Annotated in this window: 25 protein-coding genes and 3 pseudogenes; 22 read left to right on the top strand and 6 right to left on the bottom strand. The window is 35.5% G+C overall.

Going from position 1 to position 20,861, the window contains the following annotated elements; all coding sequences use genetic code 11:
- Positions 1-8: 8 nt before the first annotated feature.
- Positions 9-758 carry a DUF4397 domain-containing protein gene (locus LOK41_RS23015; protein WP_241818447.1) on the bottom strand — a complete coding sequence of 250 codons (750 nt, stop codon included), beginning with the start codon at positions 756-758 and terminating at the stop codon, positions 9-11.
- Positions 759-1,011: 253 nt separating this feature from the next.
- On the opposite strand from LOK41_RS23015, the gene LOK41_RS23010 reads away from it, so the two are divergent.
- The 11 genes from LOK41_RS23010 (at position 1,012) to LOK41_RS22960 (ending at position 10,983) form a co-directional block, all read left to right on the top strand.
- Positions 1,012-1,152, top strand: coding sequence for a YjcZ family sporulation protein (locus LOK41_RS23010; protein WP_241818468.1), 141 nt, complete (start codon positions 1,012-1,014; stop codon positions 1,150-1,152).
- A gap of 435 nt (positions 1,153-1,587) precedes the next feature.
- On the top strand, positions 1,588-2,898 hold the full coding sequence (locus tag LOK41_RS23005; protein ID WP_241818446.1) for an aspartate aminotransferase family protein: 1,311 nt from the start codon (positions 1,588-1,590) through the stop codon (positions 2,896-2,898).
- Positions 2,895-3,593: an acetate CoA-transferase subunit alpha gene (atoD, locus tag LOK41_RS23000; RefSeq protein WP_241818445.1), complete on the top strand. Its 699-nt coding sequence runs from the start codon at positions 2,895-2,897 to the stop codon at positions 3,591-3,593. Before LOK41_RS23005 ends, atoD begins: the two co-directional genes overlap by 4 nt.
- On the top strand, positions 3,578-4,240 hold the full coding sequence (locus LOK41_RS22995; protein WP_241818444.1) for a CoA transferase subunit B: 663 nt from the start codon (positions 3,578-3,580) through the stop codon (positions 4,238-4,240). Before atoD ends, LOK41_RS22995 begins: the two co-directional genes overlap by 16 nt.
- 16 nt (positions 4,241-4,256) lie before the next feature.
- The gene (locus tag LOK41_RS22990; protein WP_241818443.1) at positions 4,257-5,525 is read left to right on the top strand and encodes a peptidase; all 1,269 of its coding nucleotides are present in this window, start codon (positions 4,257-4,259) and stop codon (positions 5,523-5,525) included.
- Positions 5,522-6,373 (top strand): putative beta-lysine N-acetyltransferase, encoded by an 852-nt coding sequence (gene ablB / locus LOK41_RS22985; protein WP_241818442.1) that lies wholly within the window; start codon positions 5,522-5,524, stop codon positions 6,371-6,373. Before LOK41_RS22990 ends, ablB begins: the two co-directional genes overlap by 4 nt.
- A 202-nt stretch (positions 6,374-6,575) precedes the next feature.
- Positions 6,576-7,967, top strand: coding sequence for a sigma-54 interaction domain-containing protein (locus LOK41_RS22980; RefSeq protein WP_241818441.1), 1,392 nt, complete (start codon positions 6,576-6,578; stop codon positions 7,965-7,967).
- Positions 7,968-8,178: 211 nt separating this feature from the next.
- Positions 8,179-9,597, top strand: coding sequence for a lysine 2,3-aminomutase (gene kamA, locus LOK41_RS22975; protein WP_098490834.1), 1,419 nt, complete (start codon positions 8,179-8,181; stop codon positions 9,595-9,597).
- Positions 9,594-9,866 (top strand): YokU family protein, encoded by a 273-nt coding sequence (locus LOK41_RS22970; RefSeq protein ID WP_017149664.1) that lies wholly within the window; start codon positions 9,594-9,596, stop codon positions 9,864-9,866. The genes kamA and LOK41_RS22970 overlap by 4 nt, the downstream gene beginning before the upstream one ends.
- Positions 9,867-9,946: 80 nt before the next feature.
- Positions 9,947-10,162, top strand: a complete 216-nt coding sequence (locus LOK41_RS22965; RefSeq protein ID WP_098337230.1) for a YozE family protein — start codon at positions 9,947-9,949, stop codon at positions 10,160-10,162.
- Positions 10,163-10,320: 158 nt separating this feature from the next.
- Positions 10,321-10,983, top strand: a complete 663-nt coding sequence (locus LOK41_RS22960; protein ID WP_174100770.1) for a hypothetical protein — start codon at positions 10,321-10,323, stop codon at positions 10,981-10,983.
- Here the strand turns inward: LOK41_RS22960 and LOK41_RS22955 are convergent, their stop codons facing one another.
- Positions 10,984-11,139, bottom strand: coding sequence for a DUF3930 family protein (locus LOK41_RS22955; protein WP_174100772.1), 156 nt, complete (start codon positions 11,137-11,139; stop codon positions 10,984-10,986).
- A 159-nt stretch (positions 11,140-11,298) separates the two neighbouring features.
- On the opposite strand from LOK41_RS22955, the gene LOK41_RS22950 reads away from it, so the two are divergent.
- From LOK41_RS22950 to LOK41_RS22930, 5 genes are all read left to right on the top strand, one after another.
- On the top strand, positions 11,299-11,478 hold the full coding sequence (locus LOK41_RS22950; RefSeq protein ID WP_003197525.1) for a YozD family protein: 180 nt from the start codon (positions 11,299-11,301) through the stop codon (positions 11,476-11,478).
- Between the two features lie 124 nt (positions 11,479-11,602).
- Entirely contained in the window at positions 11,603-11,794 is a 192-nt protein-coding gene (locus LOK41_RS22945) for a hypothetical protein (RefSeq protein ID WP_241818440.1), read from the top strand.
- A complete protein-coding gene (locus LOK41_RS22940; RefSeq protein WP_241818439.1) occupies positions 11,794-12,615 on the top strand; it encodes a serine/threonine protein kinase in 822 nt (273 codons plus the stop codon). The genes LOK41_RS22945 and LOK41_RS22940 overlap by 1 nt, the downstream gene beginning before the upstream one ends.
- Positions 12,597-13,352, top strand: a complete 756-nt coding sequence (locus LOK41_RS22935; protein ID WP_241818438.1) for a sporulation protein — start codon at positions 12,597-12,599, stop codon at positions 13,350-13,352. Before LOK41_RS22940 ends, LOK41_RS22935 begins: the two co-directional genes overlap by 19 nt.
- Positions 13,353-13,435: 83 nt before the next feature.
- Positions 13,436-14,071: a phosphatase PAP2 family protein gene (locus LOK41_RS22930; RefSeq protein ID WP_241818437.1), complete on the top strand. Its 636-nt coding sequence runs from the start codon at positions 13,436-13,438 to the stop codon at positions 14,069-14,071.
- On the opposite strand, the gene LOK41_RS22925 is transcribed toward LOK41_RS22930, so the two are convergent.
- A complete protein-coding gene (locus LOK41_RS22925) occupies positions 14,058-14,939 on the bottom strand; it encodes a cation diffusion facilitator family transporter (protein ID WP_241818436.1) in 882 nt (293 codons plus the stop codon). The two genes, LOK41_RS22930 and LOK41_RS22925, sit on opposite strands and share 14 nt — an antisense overlap.
- A 216-nt stretch (positions 14,940-15,155) precedes the next feature.
- Between LOK41_RS22925 and LOK41_RS22920 the strand changes: the two genes are divergently transcribed.
- Positions 15,156-15,401 carry a hypothetical protein gene (locus LOK41_RS22920; protein WP_241818435.1) on the top strand — a complete coding sequence of 82 codons (246 nt, stop codon included), beginning with the start codon at positions 15,156-15,158 and terminating at the stop codon, positions 15,399-15,401.
- A 216-nt stretch (positions 15,402-15,617) separates the two neighbouring features.
- Here LOK41_RS22920 and LOK41_RS22915 read toward each other — a convergent pair whose 3' ends face one another.
- Both LOK41_RS22915 and LOK41_RS22910 read right to left on the bottom strand, forming a co-directional pair.
- Positions 15,618-15,932 carry a thioredoxin family protein gene (locus LOK41_RS22915; RefSeq protein WP_026594348.1) on the bottom strand — a complete coding sequence of 105 codons (315 nt, stop codon included), beginning with the start codon at positions 15,930-15,932 and terminating at the stop codon, positions 15,618-15,620.
- An 83-nt stretch (positions 15,933-16,015) separates the two neighbouring features.
- A pseudogene (locus tag LOK41_RS22910) lies at positions 16,016-16,361 on the bottom strand (tyrosine-type recombinase/integrase).
- Positions 16,362-16,442: 81 nt separating this feature from the next.
- Between LOK41_RS22910 and LOK41_RS22905 the strand changes: the two are divergent.
- Complete coding sequence (locus LOK41_RS22905) at positions 16,443-17,039, top strand: hypothetical protein (protein WP_241818434.1); 597 nt, start codon at positions 16,443-16,445, stop codon at positions 17,037-17,039.
- A 186-nt stretch (positions 17,040-17,225) separates the two neighbouring features.
- Positions 17,226-17,318: pseudogene (locus LOK41_RS29340) on the top strand (replication-relaxation family protein); the annotation flags it as partial.
- 50 nt (positions 17,319-17,368) lie between these two features.
- On the opposite strand, the gene LOK41_RS22900 reads toward LOK41_RS29340, so the two are convergent.
- Entirely contained in the window at positions 17,369-17,983 is a 615-nt protein-coding gene (locus LOK41_RS22900) for a pesticidal protein (protein WP_347269354.1), read from the bottom strand.
- A gap of 425 nt (positions 17,984-18,408) precedes the next feature.
- Between LOK41_RS22900 and LOK41_RS22895 the strand changes: the two genes are divergently transcribed.
- The 3 genes and pseudogenes from LOK41_RS22895 to LOK41_RS22880 all read left to right on the top strand — a co-directional run.
- Complete coding sequence (locus LOK41_RS22895) at positions 18,409-19,389, top strand: glycoside hydrolase family 25 protein (RefSeq protein WP_241818432.1); 981 nt, start codon at positions 18,409-18,411, stop codon at positions 19,387-19,389.
- Between the two features lie 523 nt (positions 19,390-19,912).
- A complete protein-coding gene (locus LOK41_RS22885) occupies positions 19,913-20,182 on the top strand; it encodes a Gp49 family protein (protein WP_241818431.1) in 270 nt (89 codons plus the stop codon).
- A 179-nt stretch (positions 20,183-20,361) separates the two neighbouring features.
- Positions 20,362-20,445 (top strand): annotated as a pseudogene (locus tag LOK41_RS22880) (RtcB family protein); the annotation flags it as partial.
- Between the last annotated feature and the right edge of the window lie 416 nt (positions 20,446-20,861).

Genomic DNA, 20,861 nt, shown 5'->3' with positions numbered 1-20,861 from the left:
TAGACTTTTTAATTTGTCAGAACCACTGCTTCTAATTTTGGGGATTGATTAGAATAACCTACTAATGAAAATGTGTAAATTGTATTTGGTTCTACTTTTACGTTAGGAATGGTTACAAGCACTTTTTTTGTATCAGCAAGAGAAATTTCAATATCAGCAGTTCCAGAACTCACCTGCAAATAATCTGTTATTTGTTTAAATAAAACATTTTCAAATAAATAATCGCCGCCTTTTATTGATACGTAAACGGCAGGGGTATCGGGTGAAAAATGTGAAAATCTTATTTTTGCTTGACCTGATTGTAAAGGAGTAGTATCAAGCATTGGTTGTAATTGTATATGTGCATTTGTACCGATTGCTGCAAGTGTATAAGAGCGGTTGCCCATCATGGGAACAAGTGCTGAGAAAATAGGTGTTTCATTACCAGTAGGTACAATATCAACTCGGTATTTCCCTTGAGCCAAGGACAAATAAGGGCTATATTGTTTAAATGAAATATTTTTAATTACCCTTTGTCCATTCACTAAAAAATCAACAGCTGGTGTTTGAGGGGATGAGTGGAATAGTCTCATATAAGATGGCAATACCGCTTCTTGAGAATCGCGTCTTTCATATGCATGTACAAGTTTTGTAATCGCACTATGATATTTCATATATAATTCCATATATTTTTTGGGGTTTGTATATTGATAGTAACGAGCAAGCTGTTCATACAGGGCTGCTTCTTGGCCATATTTTTCAATTTCAGATTGCGCCATGTAAATTCCTCCTTTTTCATCACTATAACTATATGCATCTTGGAAAAGGGCTTATGCAACAAAAATGTTTTGAAATATGAAAATGCGAACAGATGATGTATGTGATGTCAGAAATTTTACGCATATAAAAACCTCTAACTGAGAACTAGGGATTTTTTGATTTATAGGCAAACGCACATACAAAGTGGTAGTTGTCCTACATAATTTATTAAGGAAAATTAATTTTTAAGTTGTGGAGGGAGTGGGACAAATCATGTGGGGATATGGATATCCTAGTAGTTATTGCGGATACGGTGGCTATGGCGGCGGAGGTTGCGGTACAGGTTCTGGGTTTGCGTTAATCGTTGTATTGTTTATTTTACTAATCATTATTGGGGCAAGTTGCGTACGTTAATTACCAATAAAGAGCGTCATGCTGAACTGGTTAATTAAAGTTAATCGGTTCTTTCTTTTTTAGGATTTTGTCTAATTTTGTTGAAAAGTATGACGGGTAAACTAAATAAATAGGAAGGAAATTGACGGGAGTTTCGTCGAAGTTTACACAATGTCAGCAATTACGTAAAGCTGATAGTATGGTAAGAAAATAATGAGTTCGTATGTTTTTTAGGCTTATTTTTTATAGAAGGGAGGATCCTTTTAGAGGGGGAAAGGGTTTGGTCTTTTATTGTGTTTCTGAATTTTCGCTTTTTATTTCGGTTTTTAGCACTCATTTGTATATTTTATAATAGTTTTTTGATAAATTCACTGCGCTTGCAGAGGATTCTTTTTTATGAAAGAAACGTCAATTTTCTTCATATATATATACAAATTGGAGAAATGGGGGAGCGCTATGCGCGATTACTTAATTAAGCCACTTGTTGGTCAGCCGTATCCAATGATTTCGCATGGAAAAGGTGTGTATTTGTATGATCAAAATGGTAATAAATATTTTGATGGTTCGTCAGGAGCGATTACGGCAGGTATCGGACATGGCGTAACAGAGATTGCGGAAGTGATTAAAAAGCAGGCAGAGGAGATTGCTTTTGTGTATCGCTCACAGTTTACGAGTGAGCCAGCTGAGAAGTTAGCAAAGAAGTTAAGTGATTTAAGTGTAGGGGATTTGAACTGGAGTTTTTTCGTAAATAGTGGTACGGAAGCGAATGAAACGGCGATGAAAATTGCGATTCAGCATTTTCAAGAGCGTGGTATTCAAGGAAAACATAAAATTTTGTCACGCTGGATGAGTTATCACGGTATTACGATGGGGGCCTTATCCATGTCAGGGCATCCACTACGTAGGCAACGGTTTGTGTCTATTTTAGAAGATTACCCAACTGTTCCAGCACCGTATTGTTTCCGTTGTCCGGTGCAGAAAGTATATCCAACGTGTCAGCTTTCTTGTGCGACTGAGTTAGAACGAGCAATTGATCGAATTGGCGCAGAACATATTGCGGCTTTTATAGCGGAACCAATTATTGGTGCGGCAGGCGGTGCGGTTGTACCACCGAAAGAATATTATAAGGTGATTAAAGATATTTGTAGCCATTATGATATTTTATTTATTGCGGATGAAGTTATGACAGGTCTTGGACGTACTGGTGCATGGTTTGCGATGGAGCACTGGGGCGTGGAGCCAGATATTATGACGTTAGGAAAGGGACTAGGTGCTGGTTATACACCGATGGCCGCGACGGTTGTGAGTGATCGTGTGATGGAACCAATTTTACGAGGATCGCGTTCCGTAATGAGTGGGCATACGCTTAGCGCTAATCCATTGTCAGCCGCGACGGCTTTAGCGGTTATTGAATATATGGAGAAACATAACTTGCCTGAGAAAACAGCGGAAAAAGGAGAATATTTAATAAAAGGATTGCAGAAAGTTCAGCAGCAATCGACAATTATTTCCGATGTGCGCGGAAAAGGGTTGCTGATCGGAGTAGAATTGCAACCGTTTACAAAATCGTCTGAACTTATTTCAGTCGCAGCGAAAAATGGACTCCTTTTATATCAAGCTGTATCAGGACAGGCAGGAAAAGAGGATAGTGCGTTGCTTGTTGCACCGCCGATGACAACTACATATTCCGAGTTAGATGAATTACTTGAGATTTTTGCGAAAAGTGTGGAAGAGATGATGCAAAAAGGAGGTCATAGTATCGCATGACAACTATTACAAATACATTTGGAAAATTAAAAGAAATTGACGATATTATCTCTTTGTTTCATGATGATATGACGTTAATGTTTGGAGGATTTGGCGGAATTGGATCCCCTCCATCATTAATACAAGCGATTGTAGAAAAAGGAATTTCAAATTTACATTTAATCGGAAATGATACAGGGTTTCCGGATGTAGGAATCGGTCGCCTTGTAACGAAAGAACGAGTGAAATCATTAATTACTTCGCATATTGGTTCAAATCCAAATGCGGGCAGACAGTTAAATGAAGGTCGATTACAGATTGAGTTTTCACCTCAGGGAACGCTGGCAGAAAGGATTCGTGCTGGTGGTGTTGGACTTGGTGGAGTTCTTGTCGATGTCGGTGTTGATACAATTGTGGAAGAAGGAAAACGAACAGTCGAGATGAACGGAAAAACATATTTAGTGGAAACGGCTTTAACTGCAGAGATATCGATTGTATACGCGAAAAAGGCAGATCCATTTGGGAATCTTGTGTTTGATAAAAGTGCTCGTAATATGAATCCACATGTTGCGATGGCTGGAGATATTACAATTGTTGAGGCAGAAGAGATTGTACCACTTGGAAGCTTAGATCCTGAGGAAATTGTTGTTCCAGGTGTTTTTGTAGATTATATCGTGCCGTCGGAAGGAGTGAATTGGACATGGGTATGGGAGTAGAAGTGAGAGATAAGATTGCAAGGCGGGCTGCAAAAGAGATTCAAAAAGGAATGATTGTGAATTTAGGAATTGGTATTCCTTCTCTTGTACCTAACCATTTGCCAGAGGATATACACGTTATGTTCCAGGCGGAAAACGGTATTGTTGGAATGGGACCAACGCCAAGTAAAGGAAGCGAAGATGAAAACTTGTGTAATGCGGCTGGATTGCCGACGTCACTCATTACAGGAGCAAGTTATTTTGATAGCTGTACAGCATTTGGAATGATTCGAAAAGGGTTGCTTGATGTAACGATACTTGGTTCACTGCAAGTAAGTGAAAAAGGTGATTTAGCAAATTGGATTGTTCCAGGAAAACGCGTTCCAGGTATTGGCGGAGCGATGGATTTAGCACAAAAAGCAAAGCGGGTTGTTGTTGTGATGAATCACGTTGATAAGTATGGAAATGCAAAAGTTGTTTCAGAATGTACACTTCCATTAACGTCGAAAAGATGCGTAGATTTAATTATTACAGATATGGCTGTAATGGAAGTTACTTCTGAAGGTTTAGTACTTCAAGAGTTAATGAGTCCTTATACAGTAGAGGATGTAAAACAAAATACGGAGGCATCTTTTCATGTGAGTTCTAATTTACTTGTGATTGAATGAGAGGAGCTAACAAATTATGAAGCAATTAAAAAAACAAGTATGTGATTATATTGAAAATCATGAAGGAGAGAGTGTAAAACTCTTAAAACGATTAATTCAAGAAAAAAGTGTATCTGGAGATGAGAGCGGCGCGCAAGCAATTGTCATTGAAAAACTACGTGAATTAGGTTTAGATCTCGATATTTGGGAACCTTCTTTTACAAAAATGAAAGATCATCCTTATTTTGTATCTCCAAGAACGAATTTTTCAGATAGTCCCAATATTGTTGCGACGTTAAAAGGAAGCGGCGATGGAAAATCAATGATTTTAAACGGACACATTGATGTGGTACCAGAAGGTGACGTGAATCAGTGGGAACACCATCCATATAGTGGTGAAAAAATAGGAAATCGCATATACGGTCGTGGAACAACGGATATGAAGGGCGGAAATGTGGCTCTTATGTTAGCAATGGAAGCGATTATAGAGCTGGGTATTGAACTAAAAGGAGATATTTATTTTCAAAGTGTCATAGAAGAAGAGAGCGGTGGAGCAGGTACTTTAGCAGCAATTTTACGAGGCTATAAGGCAGATGGGGTTATTATTCCAGAACCTACAAATATGAAGTTCTTCCCAAAACAACAAGGTTCTATGTGGTTTCGCCTACATGTAAAAGGAAAGGCAGCACATGGTGGTACACGTTATGAAGGTGTAAGTGCGATTGAAAAAAGCATGTTTGTCGTTGAGCATTTGAGACAGTTAGAACAGAAAAGAAATGAGCGAATTATAGATCCATTATATCAAGAAATTCCAATCCCTGTTCCAATCAATATTGGGAAAATTGAAGGTGGTAGTTGGCCAAGCTCTGTACCAGATGCATTGATTTTAGAAGGAAGATGCGGAGTTGCACCGAATGAAACTATGGAGGCGGTAAAAGAAGAATTTGAAAGTTGGATAGGACAATTAAAAAATGTAGATCCATGGTTCGAAGAATATCCAGTAGAAGTAGAATGGTTTGGAGCAAGATGGGTCCCAGGTGAATTGGATGAGGAGCATGAACTTATTGCAACGCTTCAAGATAATTTTCTTCAAATTGAAGGAAGAAGTCCAATTATAGAAGCATCACCATGGGGAACGGATGGTGGTTTGTTTACACAAATTGCAGAAATTCCAACTATTATATTCGGACCGGGGGAGACAAAGGTAGCCCACTATCCAAATGAATACATTGAAGTGGATAAAATGATTGCCGCAGCAAAAATTATTGCATGTACATTACTAGACTGGTGTGAGGTGAAAAAATGAAATATTATGAATTATTTAAAGAACAGACGAACCACTATACTGTAGAAGGAGCGCTAGATTATTTTAATAAACGTATTCGGGTAGACCATTATACAGGAAATGTAGAAAGTCTTGTGCAAAAAATAGAAGAGTTAGCAGAGAAGCATTCTTTCACCAAATGCATTATAAAAGGAAAGGGAGAGCATGTTTCGGCGTGGCTCTCTTTTGGCTTTTTATTAGAAGCGACGATACCACATTATTTTCAAGGACATGATGCGTATTTTCTTGTGAAATACCGTGATGATGAAAGACGAAATAGTATTCAGTGGGTTGATGAGGATCGTATTATAGATGGTGTGAGGGAAAAAGAGGTAAAGGAGAAAGAAGTTCCTGAGAAATTTGTCTTGCGAAAAGCGACAGAGGAAGACGCAGAAGAATTGGCAAGTGTGTTTGGAAAAGTGTTTGAAATTTATCCAACTCCGTTAAATGAAGCAGACTATGTTGTTCAAACGATGAAAGAAGATACAATTTATTATGTGTATGAATTAGACGGGCGTATTATTAGTACTGCTTCAGCAGAAATGAATGTAAAAGAGGGTAATGCGGAATTAACGAATTGTGCAACGTTACCTGAATATCGAAAACATGGATTTATGAAAAGTTTACTTATTAAGTTAGAAGAAGAATTGCAAGAGAGAGCAATCTTTTGTTCTTACACAATTGCACGTTCGCTTTCATTTGGAATGAACGCAGCTTTTCATCAGCTAGGGTATACATATACAGGAAGGCTAGCGAATAATTGCTACATTTTTGATAAATTAGAAGATATGAATGTATGGGTGAAAGATTTATCTCGTATTAACGGGTAGTAAGAACCTCGCTTGCTAGGAGAATCATCAGTGGAGGATAGAAAAATCCTTCACTGATGTGTATTTTATTATATCACTTGTAAATGAGAAATAAATAATATGAAATAAATAAAAAGTAGAACGGAATCGTAATGCTTATAATCGCACACAGGTGTGCTGAAAATTCGGCATATAATTTGCTGGATTTTTGGCAAGAGGGGGGATGACAATGCTAGCAGTTTCGACACAAGAAGTCATTGAGGCGATTTTGGGCAGTATTGATGAAGCTATTCATGCGGTGGATGAAAATGGTATTACAATTTTTTATAATACTGTTGCTGCAAAACATGATGGTTCAAAGATTGAGAATGTATTAGGAAAGCATTTATTAGAAGCATTCCCATCCTTATCAAGGGAAACGAGTACACTTATGAAAGTTTTAGATACGAAAAAGCCGATTTTGCATCAAGTACAGCGGTATCAAAATTTAAACGGTGAAGATGTCTGTACTGTAAATACTACATTACCTATCTTTATAGAAGATAAAATTGCAGGTGCTGTTGAAATTGCAAAAGATTACTCGACAATTCAAAAGTTAACTGATACCATTGTCGATTTACAATCGAAAATGAAACGTTCTTCTAGGAAAAAGGTAACAAAAAAGCACGTTGCCTTTAATACAATTGTGACAGAAGATTCTCGCTTTAAACAAACGAAAGATTTGGCACAAAAGGTGGCCCCAACAGATGCCAATGTTTTAATCTACGGGGAGACAGGGACTGGAAAAGAATTATTCGTACAAGCGATTCATGAGGCTTCAAAACGGAAAAATAAACCGTTTATTGCTCAAAACTGTGCAGCTCTTCCAGAATCTCTTTTAGAGAGTTTATTATTTGGGACAACAAAAGGTAGTTATACAGGTGCTATTGAACGTGCGGGGTTATTTGAACTTGCAGATGGAGGGACATTATTTTTAGATGAATTAAATTCGATGCCCCTTGATCTGCAGGCAAAAATGCTTCGGGCATTAGAAGATGGAGTGATTCGTCGTATAGGGGATAGTAAGACGAGAAAAGTTGATGTTCGCGTCATTACGGCGATGAATCAGCCTCCAGAGATATGTTTACGTGAAAATAAAATTCGAACGGATTTATATTATCGCTTAAATGTATTTTCGCTATATATTCCACCGCTTCGTGAACGAAAAGAAGACGTATTATTGTTAGCGTCGTACTTTTTAAACGATTATAATAAAGAATATAAAAAAGAGGTACTTCATATTGACAATGAGACGAAAGAAAGATTACTAGCATACCATTGGCCTGGAAATGTAAGAGAGTTAAAACATACTATGGAACACGCTGTAATTATTGCTGAAGGAAGCTCCTTAACGGTTAGTTGTTTACCACGAACATTTCGAAAAGAGGTGGATTCAAAGAATAAGAAGAAAAGCATCCTCCCTTTACGTGAGGCACTTTATCAAACAGAAAAAGAATTAATTGATCAAGCACTAACAGAAACAGATGGGAATATTTTGCAAGCTGCTAAATTATTAGGTATTCCAAGGCAAACATTGCAGTATAAATTAAATAAGTATGACAAAACCGCCGAATAATCGGCGGTTTTTGTGTGTTTGCACCAATAAAAGAGCGTTTACATATACAGAAAGTAATGAATATTCTGCTTATTATAAGCGCCATTTAAAATAAGAAAAAATCTTTTTTCCTTATATAATAGGATATTTTTCACCATTTCTTATTGGGAATGTAAAGTTGGCATAATTATTGCTTATATAAATGGCGAGCGTAAAAAAAGGGGGAATAGCAATGTTACATGATGTATACAAACCAAATCGTCACTGGAAAGATATCGAATTATGGAAAGATGTTACAGAAGAGCAATGGAATGATTGGGTTTGGCAATTAACGAATACGATTAAAACGTTAGATGATTTAAAGAAAGTAATCAATTTAACACCAGAAGAAGAAGAAGGGGTTAAGATTTCAACGAAAACGATTCCGTTAAATATTACACCGTACTATGCTTCTCTTATGAATCCTGATGATCCACGCTGTCCGATTCGGATGCAATCTGTACCGATTTCGGAAGAATTATATAAAACAAAATATGATTTAGAAGATCCACTTCATGAAGATGAAGATTCACCAGTTCCAGGTTTAACACATCGCTATCCAGATCGTGTTTTATTTCTAGTAACAAATCAATGTTCTATGTATTGTCGTTATTGTACACGTCGTCGTTTTAGTGGACAAATTGGAATGGGTGTTCCGAAAAAACAACTAGACGATGCAATTGCTTACATTAGTCAAACGCCACAAGTACGTGATGTTTTAATTTCTGGCGGTGATGGTCTTCTTATTAATGATAAAATTTTAGAGTACGTATTAAAGAACTTACGAGCAATTCCGCATGTGGAAATTATTCGTATCGGAACGAGAGCACCAGTTGTATTTCCACAACGTATTACAGAAAATCTATGTAATATTATTAAAAAATATCACCCAGTATGGTTAAATACACATTTTAACACTTCAATTGAAATTACAGAAGAGTCAAAACTAGCATGTGAAATGCTTGCAAATGCAGGTGTTCCAATAGGAAACCAAGCAGTTATTTTAGCTGGAATTAACGATAGTGTACCAATCATGAAAAAGCTAATGCATGATTTAGTAAAAATTCGCGTTCGTCCGTATTATATTTATCAATGTGATTTATCAGAAGGTATCGGTCACTTCCGTGCTCCAGTTTCCAAAGGGTTAGAAATTATTGAGGGACTACGTGGACATACGTCTGGTTACGCGGTTCCAACGTTTGTTGTTGATGCGCCAGGCGGAGGCGGAAAAATTGCCCTGCAGCCAAACTATTTAATTTCACAAAGCGCGGATAAAGTTGTACTCCGTAACTTTGAAGGAGTTATTACAACATATCCAGAACCAGAAAATTATGTGCCAGGAAGAGCAGAAGGTTACTTTAAAGAAATTTATCCAACATATGAAGAGAAGCGTTCTGATATTGGAGTAGCTGGATTGATGAGTGATAAGAAATTCAATCTTGTTCCTGATGACTTGCAACGTATGAATCGCCGTAAAGATTATGAAACAAATGACGAACATGCTTCTTTAAAAGATAAACGTGATAAGCGTGACCAGTTAAAAGATAAAAAATATCAAGCACAAATGGCGAAATTAGAAGAAAATAAAAAAGCTGAGGGTGACGCAGTATGAATTGTATGTGGTGTGACAGTACAGAAGCGAAAGAAAGTCTGAATACTGTATATTGGGAATTGCCAGATGGTACAAAAGCCATTGAAATTCAAAAGACACCATGTATTTCTTGTTCATCATGTGGAATGGACTATCAGCCTGATCATGTTGTAAAAGAAATAGAAGATCAATTGTTTTTAATTTATACAAAAGATTTACCGAAACAATTAACATATGAAGAACTAATGGAACGTCCACGCTTATTAAAGAGAAATTATTTTGACTTTTAACCAGAAAACCAGCGATTATGCTGGTTTTTTTCTGTTCTCCCTTGTATAATGTATCCAAGTTAGAAAGGTAGGGAATATGTTTGAAAAAGTCATTTTATCACTATATGATGAAGCACCGTGCGTCTTTAGTTAAAAATGAAGTATCTGATTTAGCTGAAGCTATGTATGATGATTTAAGTTTTCCGAAGCAATCAGAAGATTACGATGAAATTAGCTCGTATTTAGAATTAAGTGGATTACTAGGCAGCATGACTATTTTTGATGAAGCTTGGGATTTATACATACAGGAAAGATAATAATCAAACAAAATATATCTATACTGGTACATCACTTTATAAAAAGTGATGTATTTTTTATTGAAAATTTTTTTGAATATAAGCTTATGTGGTAAGCGTTTTTTCATCGTTTGCATATACTGTTATCAAAATCACGACTTTAAAAAGGAGAGAGATAAATGGCACGAAAAAAACAACCTAAATACAATGTGGGAGACATAGTCGTGATTACGCTATATGGAACTGTTGGTAAAATTACGAATATGAAAATATTAGATGGTGTTTATGTATATGAAGTTAATAATCATGATGGATTTTATGTGGAACAAACACTTCAACATGTCACGGAACAAGAAATGAAAAAAGGTGAAACAGAATGGATTGAACTGCGTTATCATTTTACGTTCGGTGACCTAGTGCAAGTTACGGGATATGATAAAGATGTTTTTCGTATCGTTGGGTTTCGCACAGAGGTGTGGCGGTATAAAAATGACGCTTGGGAAGATACGATATATGAATTATCGAGAATTACAGATGGTGAGTGGTTAGAGGCTGATGAATCAGATTTAACCTTGCTTGCGAATGCGCAAACTGCTAATGCAATTTTGAAAAAACTAAAACAAGATAAAGCAGGGATGAATAAATTAGATTTAGGAAAATTGAAATCAATAAACAACTCCAAAAAGGTGAGTATTAAAACAAGCCGACAAGAAATTATTGATGGATTATTAGACATTTATAATGACTATCAATTATTATATGAAACATTTCAAGATGAAGAATATAAAATTGTTATGGATGTCGTCCATAATTATTTAGTTAAATTAACAGAGAAAAAATAGCTAGAAAGTAAGTAGGAACTGAACAAAAATATAAGCTGTGTAAGGTATACCTACAATTGTTAAAAAAATAATAAGCCCTTTAATGACAGAGTCTGCCCATTTATCTTCATGCATGAACTCTTCTTTTCTTTGCTCTACTTCATATTGGTATTCCATTTTTTATTTCCCCCTTTAAATAGCTTGTACTACATCGTATGCTGTGAGCTGAATTGATATGACAGACAAGTATGATATAGAAAAGAAAATCTATTTTTCTAATCTCGTATACATAATTTTGAAATTTCTTCATAAAACAGAAATAAAGGAGTGATGCTCATGAAGGAAATTGAAGTCGTAATTGATACGGAAGAAATTGCGGAGTTTTTTTATGAGCAACTAATTGAGAGAGGGTATGTGCCAAAGCGAGAAGAGATTGAGGATCTCGCTGATATTACATTTGAGTATTTACTAGAAAAATGTATGATTGATGAAGTGTTTGATGAAGATGAAGGGTGAAAGTAACGACGGGACCTACTCGTCGTTTTTTACACTTCAAAATTCTTTCTTTACAAACTTGTCACAAACATAAAGGATTATTATTGGTATAATAAAAGGAAAATTCGAAACAAGAGGTGAAGGGATGTTCAAAAAAATTATTGATTCTTTGCTAGGAAAGAAGAGTAGATATCGTTCCTACTCAAGTAGCGATTATCGTCATAGAGGTCGCTCGTATTCAAGTAGCGATTATAACAGGAGAAGAAATTCTCATGGCTATGGACATCAACACTATAAAAGAAAACGTAAAAGCCGTAGTTTCTTTTCCAGTAGTTGATGAAGTGGCGTGACATACTTGCTTGGTTTGATAGACCGCTGCGCACTGATACAATTGTTACGCAGCGCTATAAAATTGAATCAGTAATTGGAATGGGTAGCTATGGCTTTACATATATCGTTTATGATTTGGAAACGAAAGAAAAAAAGGTTTTGAAACAATTAAGACAAAGTAAGCAAAGGTATATGTCAGGTCGAAGGTCATTTGCACAGGAGCAAGCAATTTTAGAACAGTTAGATCATCCAGCAATACCAAGCTTACATGATAGTTTTATATGGAAAAAACAGCCGTTTTTTATAATGGAGTACATGCCAGGTAATAATTTTGAAGACTTCATTTTCAAAGATGGACATGTATACGAAGAGCGTGAAGTTTTTCATATTTTATATAAGGTACTTGAGCTCGTTTCTTATTTTCATAGTAAAGGTATTATTCATCGAGACTTACGAACCCCAAACATTTTAATGGAAGAGGGGCAGATTAGCATAATTGATTTTGGGTTAGCTAGATTTATAGGAGAAATCGATGAACGAGCATCGATCTATGAAGGAGAACAAGCCTATATGCGAGAGGTTCACTATCGCAGTGATTTTTATGCACTAGGTCACTTTACATTATTTTTATTATATTCTGGTTATGAGTCTACTGCAAAAGAAGAAAGACCATGGTATGAAGAGTTGCAGCTAGCGGAAGAAAACCGTGAAATTATTATGCGAATGCTACGGATGAAGACTCCATATTATGAAGATGTACAAGCGATTAGAAAAGATGTACGCCATACATTAGAAAGGATGGGGGATACATGTTTCAAAAGTTTTTAGCAAGTGTTGGAATAGGAAGCGCGAAAGTTGATACAGTTCTTGAGAAAGAAGAATATTTAGTAGGAGAAGAAATTGTAGGCGTGGTTCATATTACAGGCGGATCAGTTGATCAACAAATTGAAAGCATTTACTTAACATTAACGACGTCGTATATAAGAGAAGTAGATGATAAAAAAGTAAGCGCTACATTCGATTTAGAACGAGTACGTTTAACGGATCCTATTACGATATCTCCAAATGAAAAAGTAGAAATTCCATTTTCATTCCCCATGCCAATTGAAGCGCCGCTTACTTTTGGCATGAAAACGGTTTGGGTTCATACAGGTCTTGATATTAAGCGGAGTATTGATCCGAGTGATCGCGATTACATTCAGGTGTTGCCGAATGCATTATTAAATAGTGTTTTAGATAGTGTAAAACAATTAGGATTCAGGCTTCGTCAAGCAGAATGTGAAGAGCTGCCACGTTATTTACGTACGAATATTCCATTCGCGCAAGAATTTGAGTTTGTGCCAGTTTCAGGGCAATATTATGGAAAATTAGATGAATTGGAATTATTAATTTTACCACGTGCGCATGATCGATTGGATATTGTTATGGAAGTAGACAGAAAAGCCCGCGGATTAGCAGGGTTATTTTCAGAAGCGTTAGACTTAGATGAAAGAGTCGTTCGTTTTACCGTAACGCGTGAAGATATTCCGGCTATGCAGCAAAAAATTAATAGTTATATTTCTTGATAAATGATGCATAAAAAAAGAAATGGAGAGGGAAACTAAAACAACCGCTCCATTTTTTATTTTTGTATAGTGAGGTTATGTATGTGAAACGATATCGACATGTATACTTGTTAAGCGTATTACTTATTTGTTTTGTCGGATTATCACTTTCGTATCATACCGCTTGTGTTGAGAAATTTGATGATGTTGTTACTAACTTTATTCAAAGTTTTCGGAACGATTATTTGACGGCTTATTTCACTTGGATGTCTTATATTGGTTCAAAAAAAATATATTTCCCGTTATTAATCATAGTTGTGATGTACTTTCTCATTCGAAAAAAGTTGTTAGGTGCGTTATTTTTAATCATTAATTATTATGGATCTCGTCACCTTAACAACCTCCTAAAATTATGGTATGAACGACCAAGACCAGATGTCACGCAGCTTGTTACAGCTACAGGATATAGTTTTCCAAGCGGGCATACGATGAACGCCACAGCATTTTTAGGGTTTATCGCTTATGTAACAATCACGGAACATCGCATTACATTGCATAGAAAGTTATTGATTATTTTTATTACATGTTTCGTGATATTCTCTATTTCTGTTAGCCGTGTATATCTAGGGGTCCATTATCCATCTGATATATTAGCGGGCTGGGCAGCGGGTGGAAGTTGGCTTGTTTTATGTATCATGTTCCATCAAGCATTCATCAAAAAAGAACCTATGTCATCATAGGTTCTTTTTGCATAGGCTCAACATGAATATGAGTGTGCAAAATTCCAAACTTTTGTTCTAACATTTCCTCGATTTTATCTGTAATATGATGGCTTTTATTCACGTCCATATGAGCATCTACTTCGATTGTAATATCTACATACGTTTGGTTTCCATACATACGTGCACGAATATCAACAATATGTTCAACACCAGAAACAAGTTTGACAGCTTGTGAATACTCCTCCATTTTATCCGGATCAATGCCATCGGTTAACATATGAGAAGCCTCTATAAAGATGTCCCACGCAGTTTTGCAAATGATAAAACCAACAAGTAAGGCCGCGATTGGATCGAGAATCGGCATGTGGAACTGAGAAGCAACAATACCGACAACTGTACCTATACTAATAAGAGCATCTGATAAATTATCTTTCGCTGCGGCTTCTAATGCTTTACTTTTTGTACGCTGTGCAATTTTATTGTTATATTTGTACACGACGTACATGACGACAGCACAAAATAAGGCAACCCACGCTGCAAGCATACTTGGTGCGTTTTTTTGTGGATTAAAAAAGGATTGAATTGCACTCACAATAACTTCTAAACCAACCGTTGCCATAATAAAGGAAGCAACAAGTGAAGCGATTTGTTCTGCACGTGAATGACCATACGGATGATCCGGATCGCGAGGCTTCCGAGAAATTTTTAAACCGATTAACACAGCTAAAGAAGCACCAATATCTGTTAAATTATTTAAACCGTCTGCACGTAATGCACTGGAAAGAGCAATATAGCTAATTACGATTTTCAGTGATGACAAAAATATGTAGGCGATAATGCTGACAATAGCTCCTTTATCAGCTTCTTTATTAGAAAGTGAATTCATAACGCTCACTCACCTTTCTGTTAGGAATTTCTTTCTAGTAATAGAGTATCAAACGAAACTCGTGTGGGTCTATACAAACATTGTTGACGTTTTTTAGCTTTTTAAGTAGGGGGTAACAAAGTTTCGTGAAGGAAAAATATGTTGCGAAGTACAAAGTGAGAAAAGATTAAAATTTCATCGGATTTCCTTTGCAATATAACAAAGGGAGGGAGTAGGGTGCGAAAAATATTATCTTATTTCATGCTAGTGCTTATTACATTGATTAGCGCAGGGTGTGGGGTATTCAATGAAGAGAACGTAAAGAAACAAGATATTTCTAAGCTGTCGATATCTACTTCAAAAGGGTTTGGTGGTATAAACGAAGATTATTTTATGAATATTGAAGATAAAGAAAAATTAGAGGGAATTCGTAATCTGCTACATGACGTAAAAAAACAAAAAAGAAGTAATGAAAAGCCATAATACGATTTGTTAATTACATATCAAAATGGAGATACACATGGAATCCATTTATACCTTGGAGATGAAGAGGAAAGAAGTGTAATTATGTATATCGGTCATGAGGAAACAGCATATTACACTTCTGAAGAAATGACTAAGCAATTGCGAAAGATAATCATAAAAAAAGGCTAAAAAAATGCCTCTGAAAGAATAAAACTCAGAGGCATTTTTTCTATGTTAGTACGCTTCTAAAAACTCAGTAACTTGTTCTTCTGTTTTTGCATTTGCACTATGTAAATGACCAAGTTTTTCGCCATTTTGATACACTAATAAGCTAGGAATTCCCATTACTTGATACTCTTCTGCAATACTTGGGAATTCATCTTTATTAATAGAATACCATTCAAATTTATTGAACTCTTCCATTACATCCCCGATAAAGTTGTCCATACGTACGCAATCTGGGCACCATGTTGTGAAGAACTTAACTACTACTGGCTCCTCGCTTGCGATAATGTCCTTAAATTCCTTTTCAGACTTGATTTCTTTCATGTTTTTCGCTCCCTTTAAAATTGTTTTATTTTGTATTTTTTAGGTGGTAATTTCATTGGAAAATCGAAACTTCTAACGAATTTCTAACGAACGGTTTTATTTCCGAACAATTCGTTTGCAAATTGGTCCACCGCAGTTTCTTGAAGTCCTGGTACGACATGTGAGTAGGTGTCTAATGCCTACTCTTTTATGTCCTAGTCGTTCACTTACAATCTTCGGATGAATCCCTTGTTTCAACATTAAAGTTGCATGGGTATGCCTTAGATCATGGAACCGAATATTAGGAACCTCACTTTTCTTTATAAGCTTTTTCCAGAGCTGTGTCAAACTGCAAGGGTTTCCGTAAAAGGTAGGGTAGACTAAATCATATTCGTTATATTCACTTCCGTACAGTTTTTTTCTATATTTATTCGTTAGTAAATAAATTATCTAAAGTACTCTATAAATGGGACAAGTATAAGAAGCAAAATCTTCATTTTTACATTAAATATAATAGTATAGATAAGTGAGGTGAATTTTTTGTCTCCATTTAATAGAAAAAAATGCAGATTTCGTTCTGTTTCTTGTCCTACTCCTTGCATCGTTTCCACAGCGACATTTAGTAATTTGTCTCCAATTGTTATACCATCCGAAGGTCTAGCAACACCATATCCGTCTAGCATTAATGTTACAGGTTTATCTGGTGGGGTTACTCAAGTTACAGTGACATTAATCGGTTTGACTCATGCATTTCCTGATGATGTTGATATTTTACTTGTAGGACCACAAGGGCAAAACGTTATTCTTATGGCAGATGCGGGAGATGGGTTTGATGTTAATAACGTTAAATTAACTTTTAACGATTTTGCGCAATCTTTACTTCCTGACAATAGTCAAATCGTTTCTGGTACATTTAAACCAACTAATTATCTTGGTATTGATCCTATAATTTTAGATACTTTTCCCTCGCCAGCACCGTCACGACCATATGGATCGACTTTAAGTGTTTTCAATGGAATAGATCCAAATGGTGTATGGAACCTTTTTGTATTTGATGATTTTGTTGTATTTGATGGTTCTATCATGGGAGGCTGGACACTAAATATTACTACTGTTTTTTGTTCTTAAAAAATCGTTATTTTTAGATTATTCTAATAAACCAGTTCATTACAATGAAGAGGGATATGGAATAATTCTATTTGGTTGTGACATTTTTAATGTAAGACATGCATTCTTCTTATATGTGTGTCTTATTTATTTTTTTATTATATATAATTCGTTTTACAAAGTAAGAAAAAGAAACCGGATCTTATCTTTACAGTTTCAAAATATAGGGAAAAGAAATTGGAACAGTTAGCAGCAAAATATGATATATATGTGAAGGTCTATGTGATTCAAAGTATATAAGAGTGTAACAAAAATAACAGCCCCTCTACTTATAAGTAGAAGGGCGGGGGTTACGAGGGATAAACATCTTCAAATTTAATCCCAACAAGCATATGTTTCATCATTATAAGGCATTGTGCACTATCATTAACTGTGAAAGAACAAACTTCCTGTTTGGTTTTTTTTACAACCAAAATATCAAAACTAATTGCTAAAACGTCTATAAGATAGTCTTTTTCCTGAGTATCTATAGCGATTAAAATATTATAAGTATATCTTGGAAAACTATTCTCAGTGTTATACCAGGAAATCCATGGTTCAGCATCTTGCTTATTTAAATTAATAAACATGTTAGTAATAGCATCGGTCACCTGCCTCACAATATCTTGATTTATACTTTCTCCCCAACGATAAGTAGGAAGTGCTAATATATCTTTAATAATTAGATTACTAATTTTCTCAATCAATTCTGAAATTTGAAGTGCTTCTCCTCCGATGATTGCTTCCTGTGACGACTTCAAAAAGTTTATATCACGATTTGATTCTAGCACGTTGACTAGAGTGCGAGGATCAGCGAAATCATTAAAATCCATATCCAATTCTTCAAAGAATTTCTTTAATTTAAGAACTTGTCCTAAATGTTCTTGTTTCACAGCAAACACATTATGAAAGTGATTATTCCCCACTTTTCAACATTCCCTTCTATATAGAACATAAGACAAATATATGATGGGAATTCCAATATATAACTATTTTTCGTTTTAAAATGTGGTACTGTACCTTTTCGAAAATAAGTTGTCCTAAAGTCTTGAAGAATAAGGTTGTTTAGGTTCATTTTTTTGTTCACTGTAATTTGAATAAACAATGAACAATTTTTTAGCGTACGAAATTTGCGACATGTTGGTGCTACTCCATCCACATCAACTTAAGGGATCAATTGTCCCCAAAAACGAAGAAAATGAGCCGAATTCTCATTAAAAATTGAAAAAATGAACATTAGCCATGTGGAGAGTAAGTTTCCTAATATTTTAAGAAATGTGCTCGAATTTGTAGGAGTGAAGAGCAAAAAGACAAGCCTTGAATATGATAATAATAAAGGAGATGTTCAATAGTGGGATACATCGTAGATATTTCAAAATGGAACGGTAATATTGATTGGTCAGTCGCGGCTCCTCAGCTTGATTGGGTTATCGCCCGTGTACAAGATGGTTCAACCTATGTAGATCCAATGTACAAGTCTTACGTAACGTCTATGAAGAATTATGGTGTACCATTTGGAAACTACGCATTTTGTCGTTTTGTATCTATTACTGATGCAAAGAAAGAAGCACAAGACTTTTGGAACCGCGGTGACAAGAGCGCTACGGTTTGGGTAGCGGACGTTGAAGTCAAGACAATGGATGACATGAGAGCTGGTACACAAGCATTTATCGATGAATTGCGGCGCTTAGGTGCTGGAAAGGTAGGGTTATACGTAGCTCATCAAATGTACGAGCCTTTTGGAATGGATAAAGTAAATACAGATTTTGTATGGATACCTCGTTATGGCGGAAATAAACCAGCATTTCCATGTGACATTTGGCAGTATACTGATAAAGGGAATGTATCTGGTATTGGCACTTGTGATTTAAATCAATTGGTTGGAGGTAAACCACTTTCTTGGTTTACAGGAGAGGATGCAAGTAATAATCAACCAAAAGGTATTGGTATTGCTATTTCAAAATACCGTGAAGGATATGGAATTAATTTATATACAGCACCTAAAGACGGCTATTATAATGGTCGTATCACTGATAAAACACCATATCTAATTCTTGCTGGCGCTTGGTACGGTGGTGACCAAAATATGATTTGCCTTGGTGGACAACAATGGGCTGAACAGAAGCATTTTGACGTACAATGGTTCCGTGCTTATTCAAAATATCCTGTTGGGTATGGCATCAACACTTATACAGCACCGGGTGCTCCGGATGGAAGTTTCAAGGGACGAGTTGATGGTACAACTGCATATGATATTTATTCTCGTGAAGATGGCTGGATTGATATTGGACAACAAACATTTGTAGAAGAAAAGCATTTTGATATTAGGTAGTGGGAAGAGTGGGCTATAATTGGAATGTAGTTTTTATAGCTAAATTTTCTTCAAAAGAAAAAATACGAGCAGTGAGACGGTATTTAAATAGTAATGAAGGTGGAAAAGCAATATTCGCAAAGTATATAGAATACTATAATCATAAAAGAATTAAGACAAAACTAAAAGACATGAGCTCGGTATAATACCAGGCTCATGTCCAAAAAGTTGCTTAATGAAATAAAACGAAGGGTAAAAAGTATTTATGAGAAATCCCAATGCAGACACCACAATTCCTATTAGAAAGGCTAAAAATTAGCGACTTCTATGAACATGAAGTGCATATATATATATTCATAATGGATTTCGAAAATCCATCTTATAAGATTAGTTACCGCCAAAAGTATAACAGCAGATGGAACAAGAGTAACAAATACAAGAAGAGAAAAGACAAAAGCAGGAACAAGGCTTAGAGTTACAACATCATAAGTTAGACATCGAAGAGAAGAAGGGTGAAAAACAAAGGCAGAAGGGTGAGAAGTAAATGAAGAATACTGTGACACAAGAAGATATTAATGGTATTTTAGAAAAAACTCGATGGACAGTTGAGGAGTTTCATGGCAAATGTACAGTAGTGGTTGCTAAGTTGCCGAATGGATTCATTTTAACCCAATCTAGCGCGTGTGTAGCCCCTGCTAATTATGATGTGAATATTGGAATTCAATGTTGCAAAGACCGCATTATTGATAAAATTTGGGAGTTAGAAGAATATAGATTGCAATGTGAATTAGCTAAGCAAGTCGCTATAGAATAGCGGCTTTTTTTATATAGGCTCTCTATAGCAAAACTAGAAAATAGTGCAAATAATGAAATGATAGCTAAAAATTTTTTTGTGATTTTTTCTCCTTTTATGTGTTTCTGTAGAGAGTATACTGCTTTTTTGATAATAAAAAAATCATGTTAGATTACACTATCCTTACAATCTTGTAAGGGAAATTAGATTATTTAGAAGGGCAAGGTTTCAAAGATTATATGAATGATATGAAGATTACTCAACATTATGCTGAATTATATAGGTGATCAAACATTTGTATTTGAAAAGTATTTTGATGTGAAATAATAAAAATTTTAATTTCTTTATGGATCAGCATTTTTATTTTATAAACCGTACACCTTTTGAACAGAACGAGCATATATTAAAGTATGGGACAAGCGTAAATCGCTTTTTTCATACTCATTGAAAACTCCTTATCACGAAAAGAGCACTTTTAAGTGCTCTTTTTAATTTGGATTCAAGCAATTCGTACAGCGATTTTGGCAAATGGGAATCACGCTAGAGGTGTGAAACTGAAACTGTAATTATTAGGAAATTTAGTATGAATGAAAGGGCTTTTTTATTTTTTAAGATAAGATAAGTTAAGAACTCTAAGGAATAATTATTTTTTCTAGTTTTGATTTTTAGTAATTTAAAATAAAGAGAGAGGTGTTATGGT

The sequence above is a fragment of the Bacillus sp. TL12 genome (genome assembly GCF_022625245.1).
GTDB lineage: Bacteria > Bacillota > Bacilli > Bacillales > Bacillaceae_G > Bacillus_A.
This window is presented reverse-complemented; position numbering and strand designations above follow the sequence as displayed.

Excerpts from the sequence above, each read along its gene's own strand:
- LOK41_RS23015 (WP_241818447.1), bottom strand. The coding sequence starts at position 758 with ATGGCGCAATCTGAAATTGAAAAATATGGCCAAGAAGCAGCCCTGTAT.
- LOK41_RS23010 (WP_241818468.1), top strand. The coding sequence starts at position 1,012 with ATGTGGGGATATGGATATCCTAGTAGTTATTGCGGATACGGTGGCTAT.
- LOK41_RS23005 (WP_241818446.1), top strand. The coding sequence starts at position 1,588 with ATGCGCGATTACTTAATTAAGCCACTTGTTGGTCAGCCGTATCCAATG.
- atoD (WP_241818445.1), top strand. The coding sequence starts at position 2,895 with ATGACAACTATTACAAATACATTTGGAAAATTAAAAGAAATTGACGAT.
- LOK41_RS22995 (WP_241818444.1), top strand. The coding sequence starts at position 3,578 with ATGGGTATGGGAGTAGAAGTGAGAGATAAGATTGCAAGGCGGGCTGCA.
- LOK41_RS22990 (WP_241818443.1), top strand. The coding sequence starts at position 4,257 with ATGAAGCAATTAAAAAAACAAGTATGTGATTATATTGAAAATCATGAA.
- ablB (WP_241818442.1), top strand. The coding sequence starts at position 5,522 with ATGAAATATTATGAATTATTTAAAGAACAGACGAACCACTATACTGTA.
- LOK41_RS22980 (WP_241818441.1), top strand. The coding sequence starts at position 6,576 with ATGACAATGCTAGCAGTTTCGACACAAGAAGTCATTGAGGCGATTTTG.
- kamA (WP_098490834.1), top strand. The coding sequence starts at position 8,179 with ATGTTACATGATGTATACAAACCAAATCGTCACTGGAAAGATATCGAA.
- LOK41_RS22970 (WP_017149664.1), top strand. The coding sequence starts at position 9,594 with ATGAATTGTATGTGGTGTGACAGTACAGAAGCGAAAGAAAGTCTGAAT.
- LOK41_RS22960 (WP_174100770.1), top strand. The coding sequence starts at position 10,321 with ATGGCACGAAAAAAACAACCTAAATACAATGTGGGAGACATAGTCGTG.
- LOK41_RS22955 (WP_174100772.1), bottom strand. The coding sequence starts at position 11,139 with ATGGAATACCAATATGAAGTAGAGCAAAGAAAAGAAGAGTTCATGCAT.
- LOK41_RS22950 (WP_003197525.1), top strand. The coding sequence starts at position 11,299 with ATGAAGGAAATTGAAGTCGTAATTGATACGGAAGAAATTGCGGAGTTT.
- LOK41_RS22945 (WP_241818440.1), top strand. The coding sequence starts at position 11,603 with ATGTTCAAAAAAATTATTGATTCTTTGCTAGGAAAGAAGAGTAGATAT.
- LOK41_RS22940 (WP_241818439.1), top strand. The coding sequence starts at position 11,794 with ATGAAGTGGCGTGACATACTTGCTTGGTTTGATAGACCGCTGCGCACT.
- LOK41_RS22935 (WP_241818438.1), top strand. The coding sequence starts at position 12,597 with ATGTTTCAAAAGTTTTTAGCAAGTGTTGGAATAGGAAGCGCGAAAGTT.
- LOK41_RS22925 (WP_241818436.1), bottom strand. The coding sequence starts at position 14,939 with ATGAATTCACTTTCTAATAAAGAAGCTGATAAAGGAGCTATTGTCAGC.
- LOK41_RS22915 (WP_026594348.1), bottom strand. The coding sequence starts at position 15,932 with ATGAAAGAAATCAAGTCTGAAAAGGAATTTAAGGACATTATCGCAAGC.
- LOK41_RS22885 (WP_241818431.1), top strand. The coding sequence starts at position 19,913 with ATGAAGAATACTGTGACACAAGAAGATATTAATGGTATTTTAGAAAAA.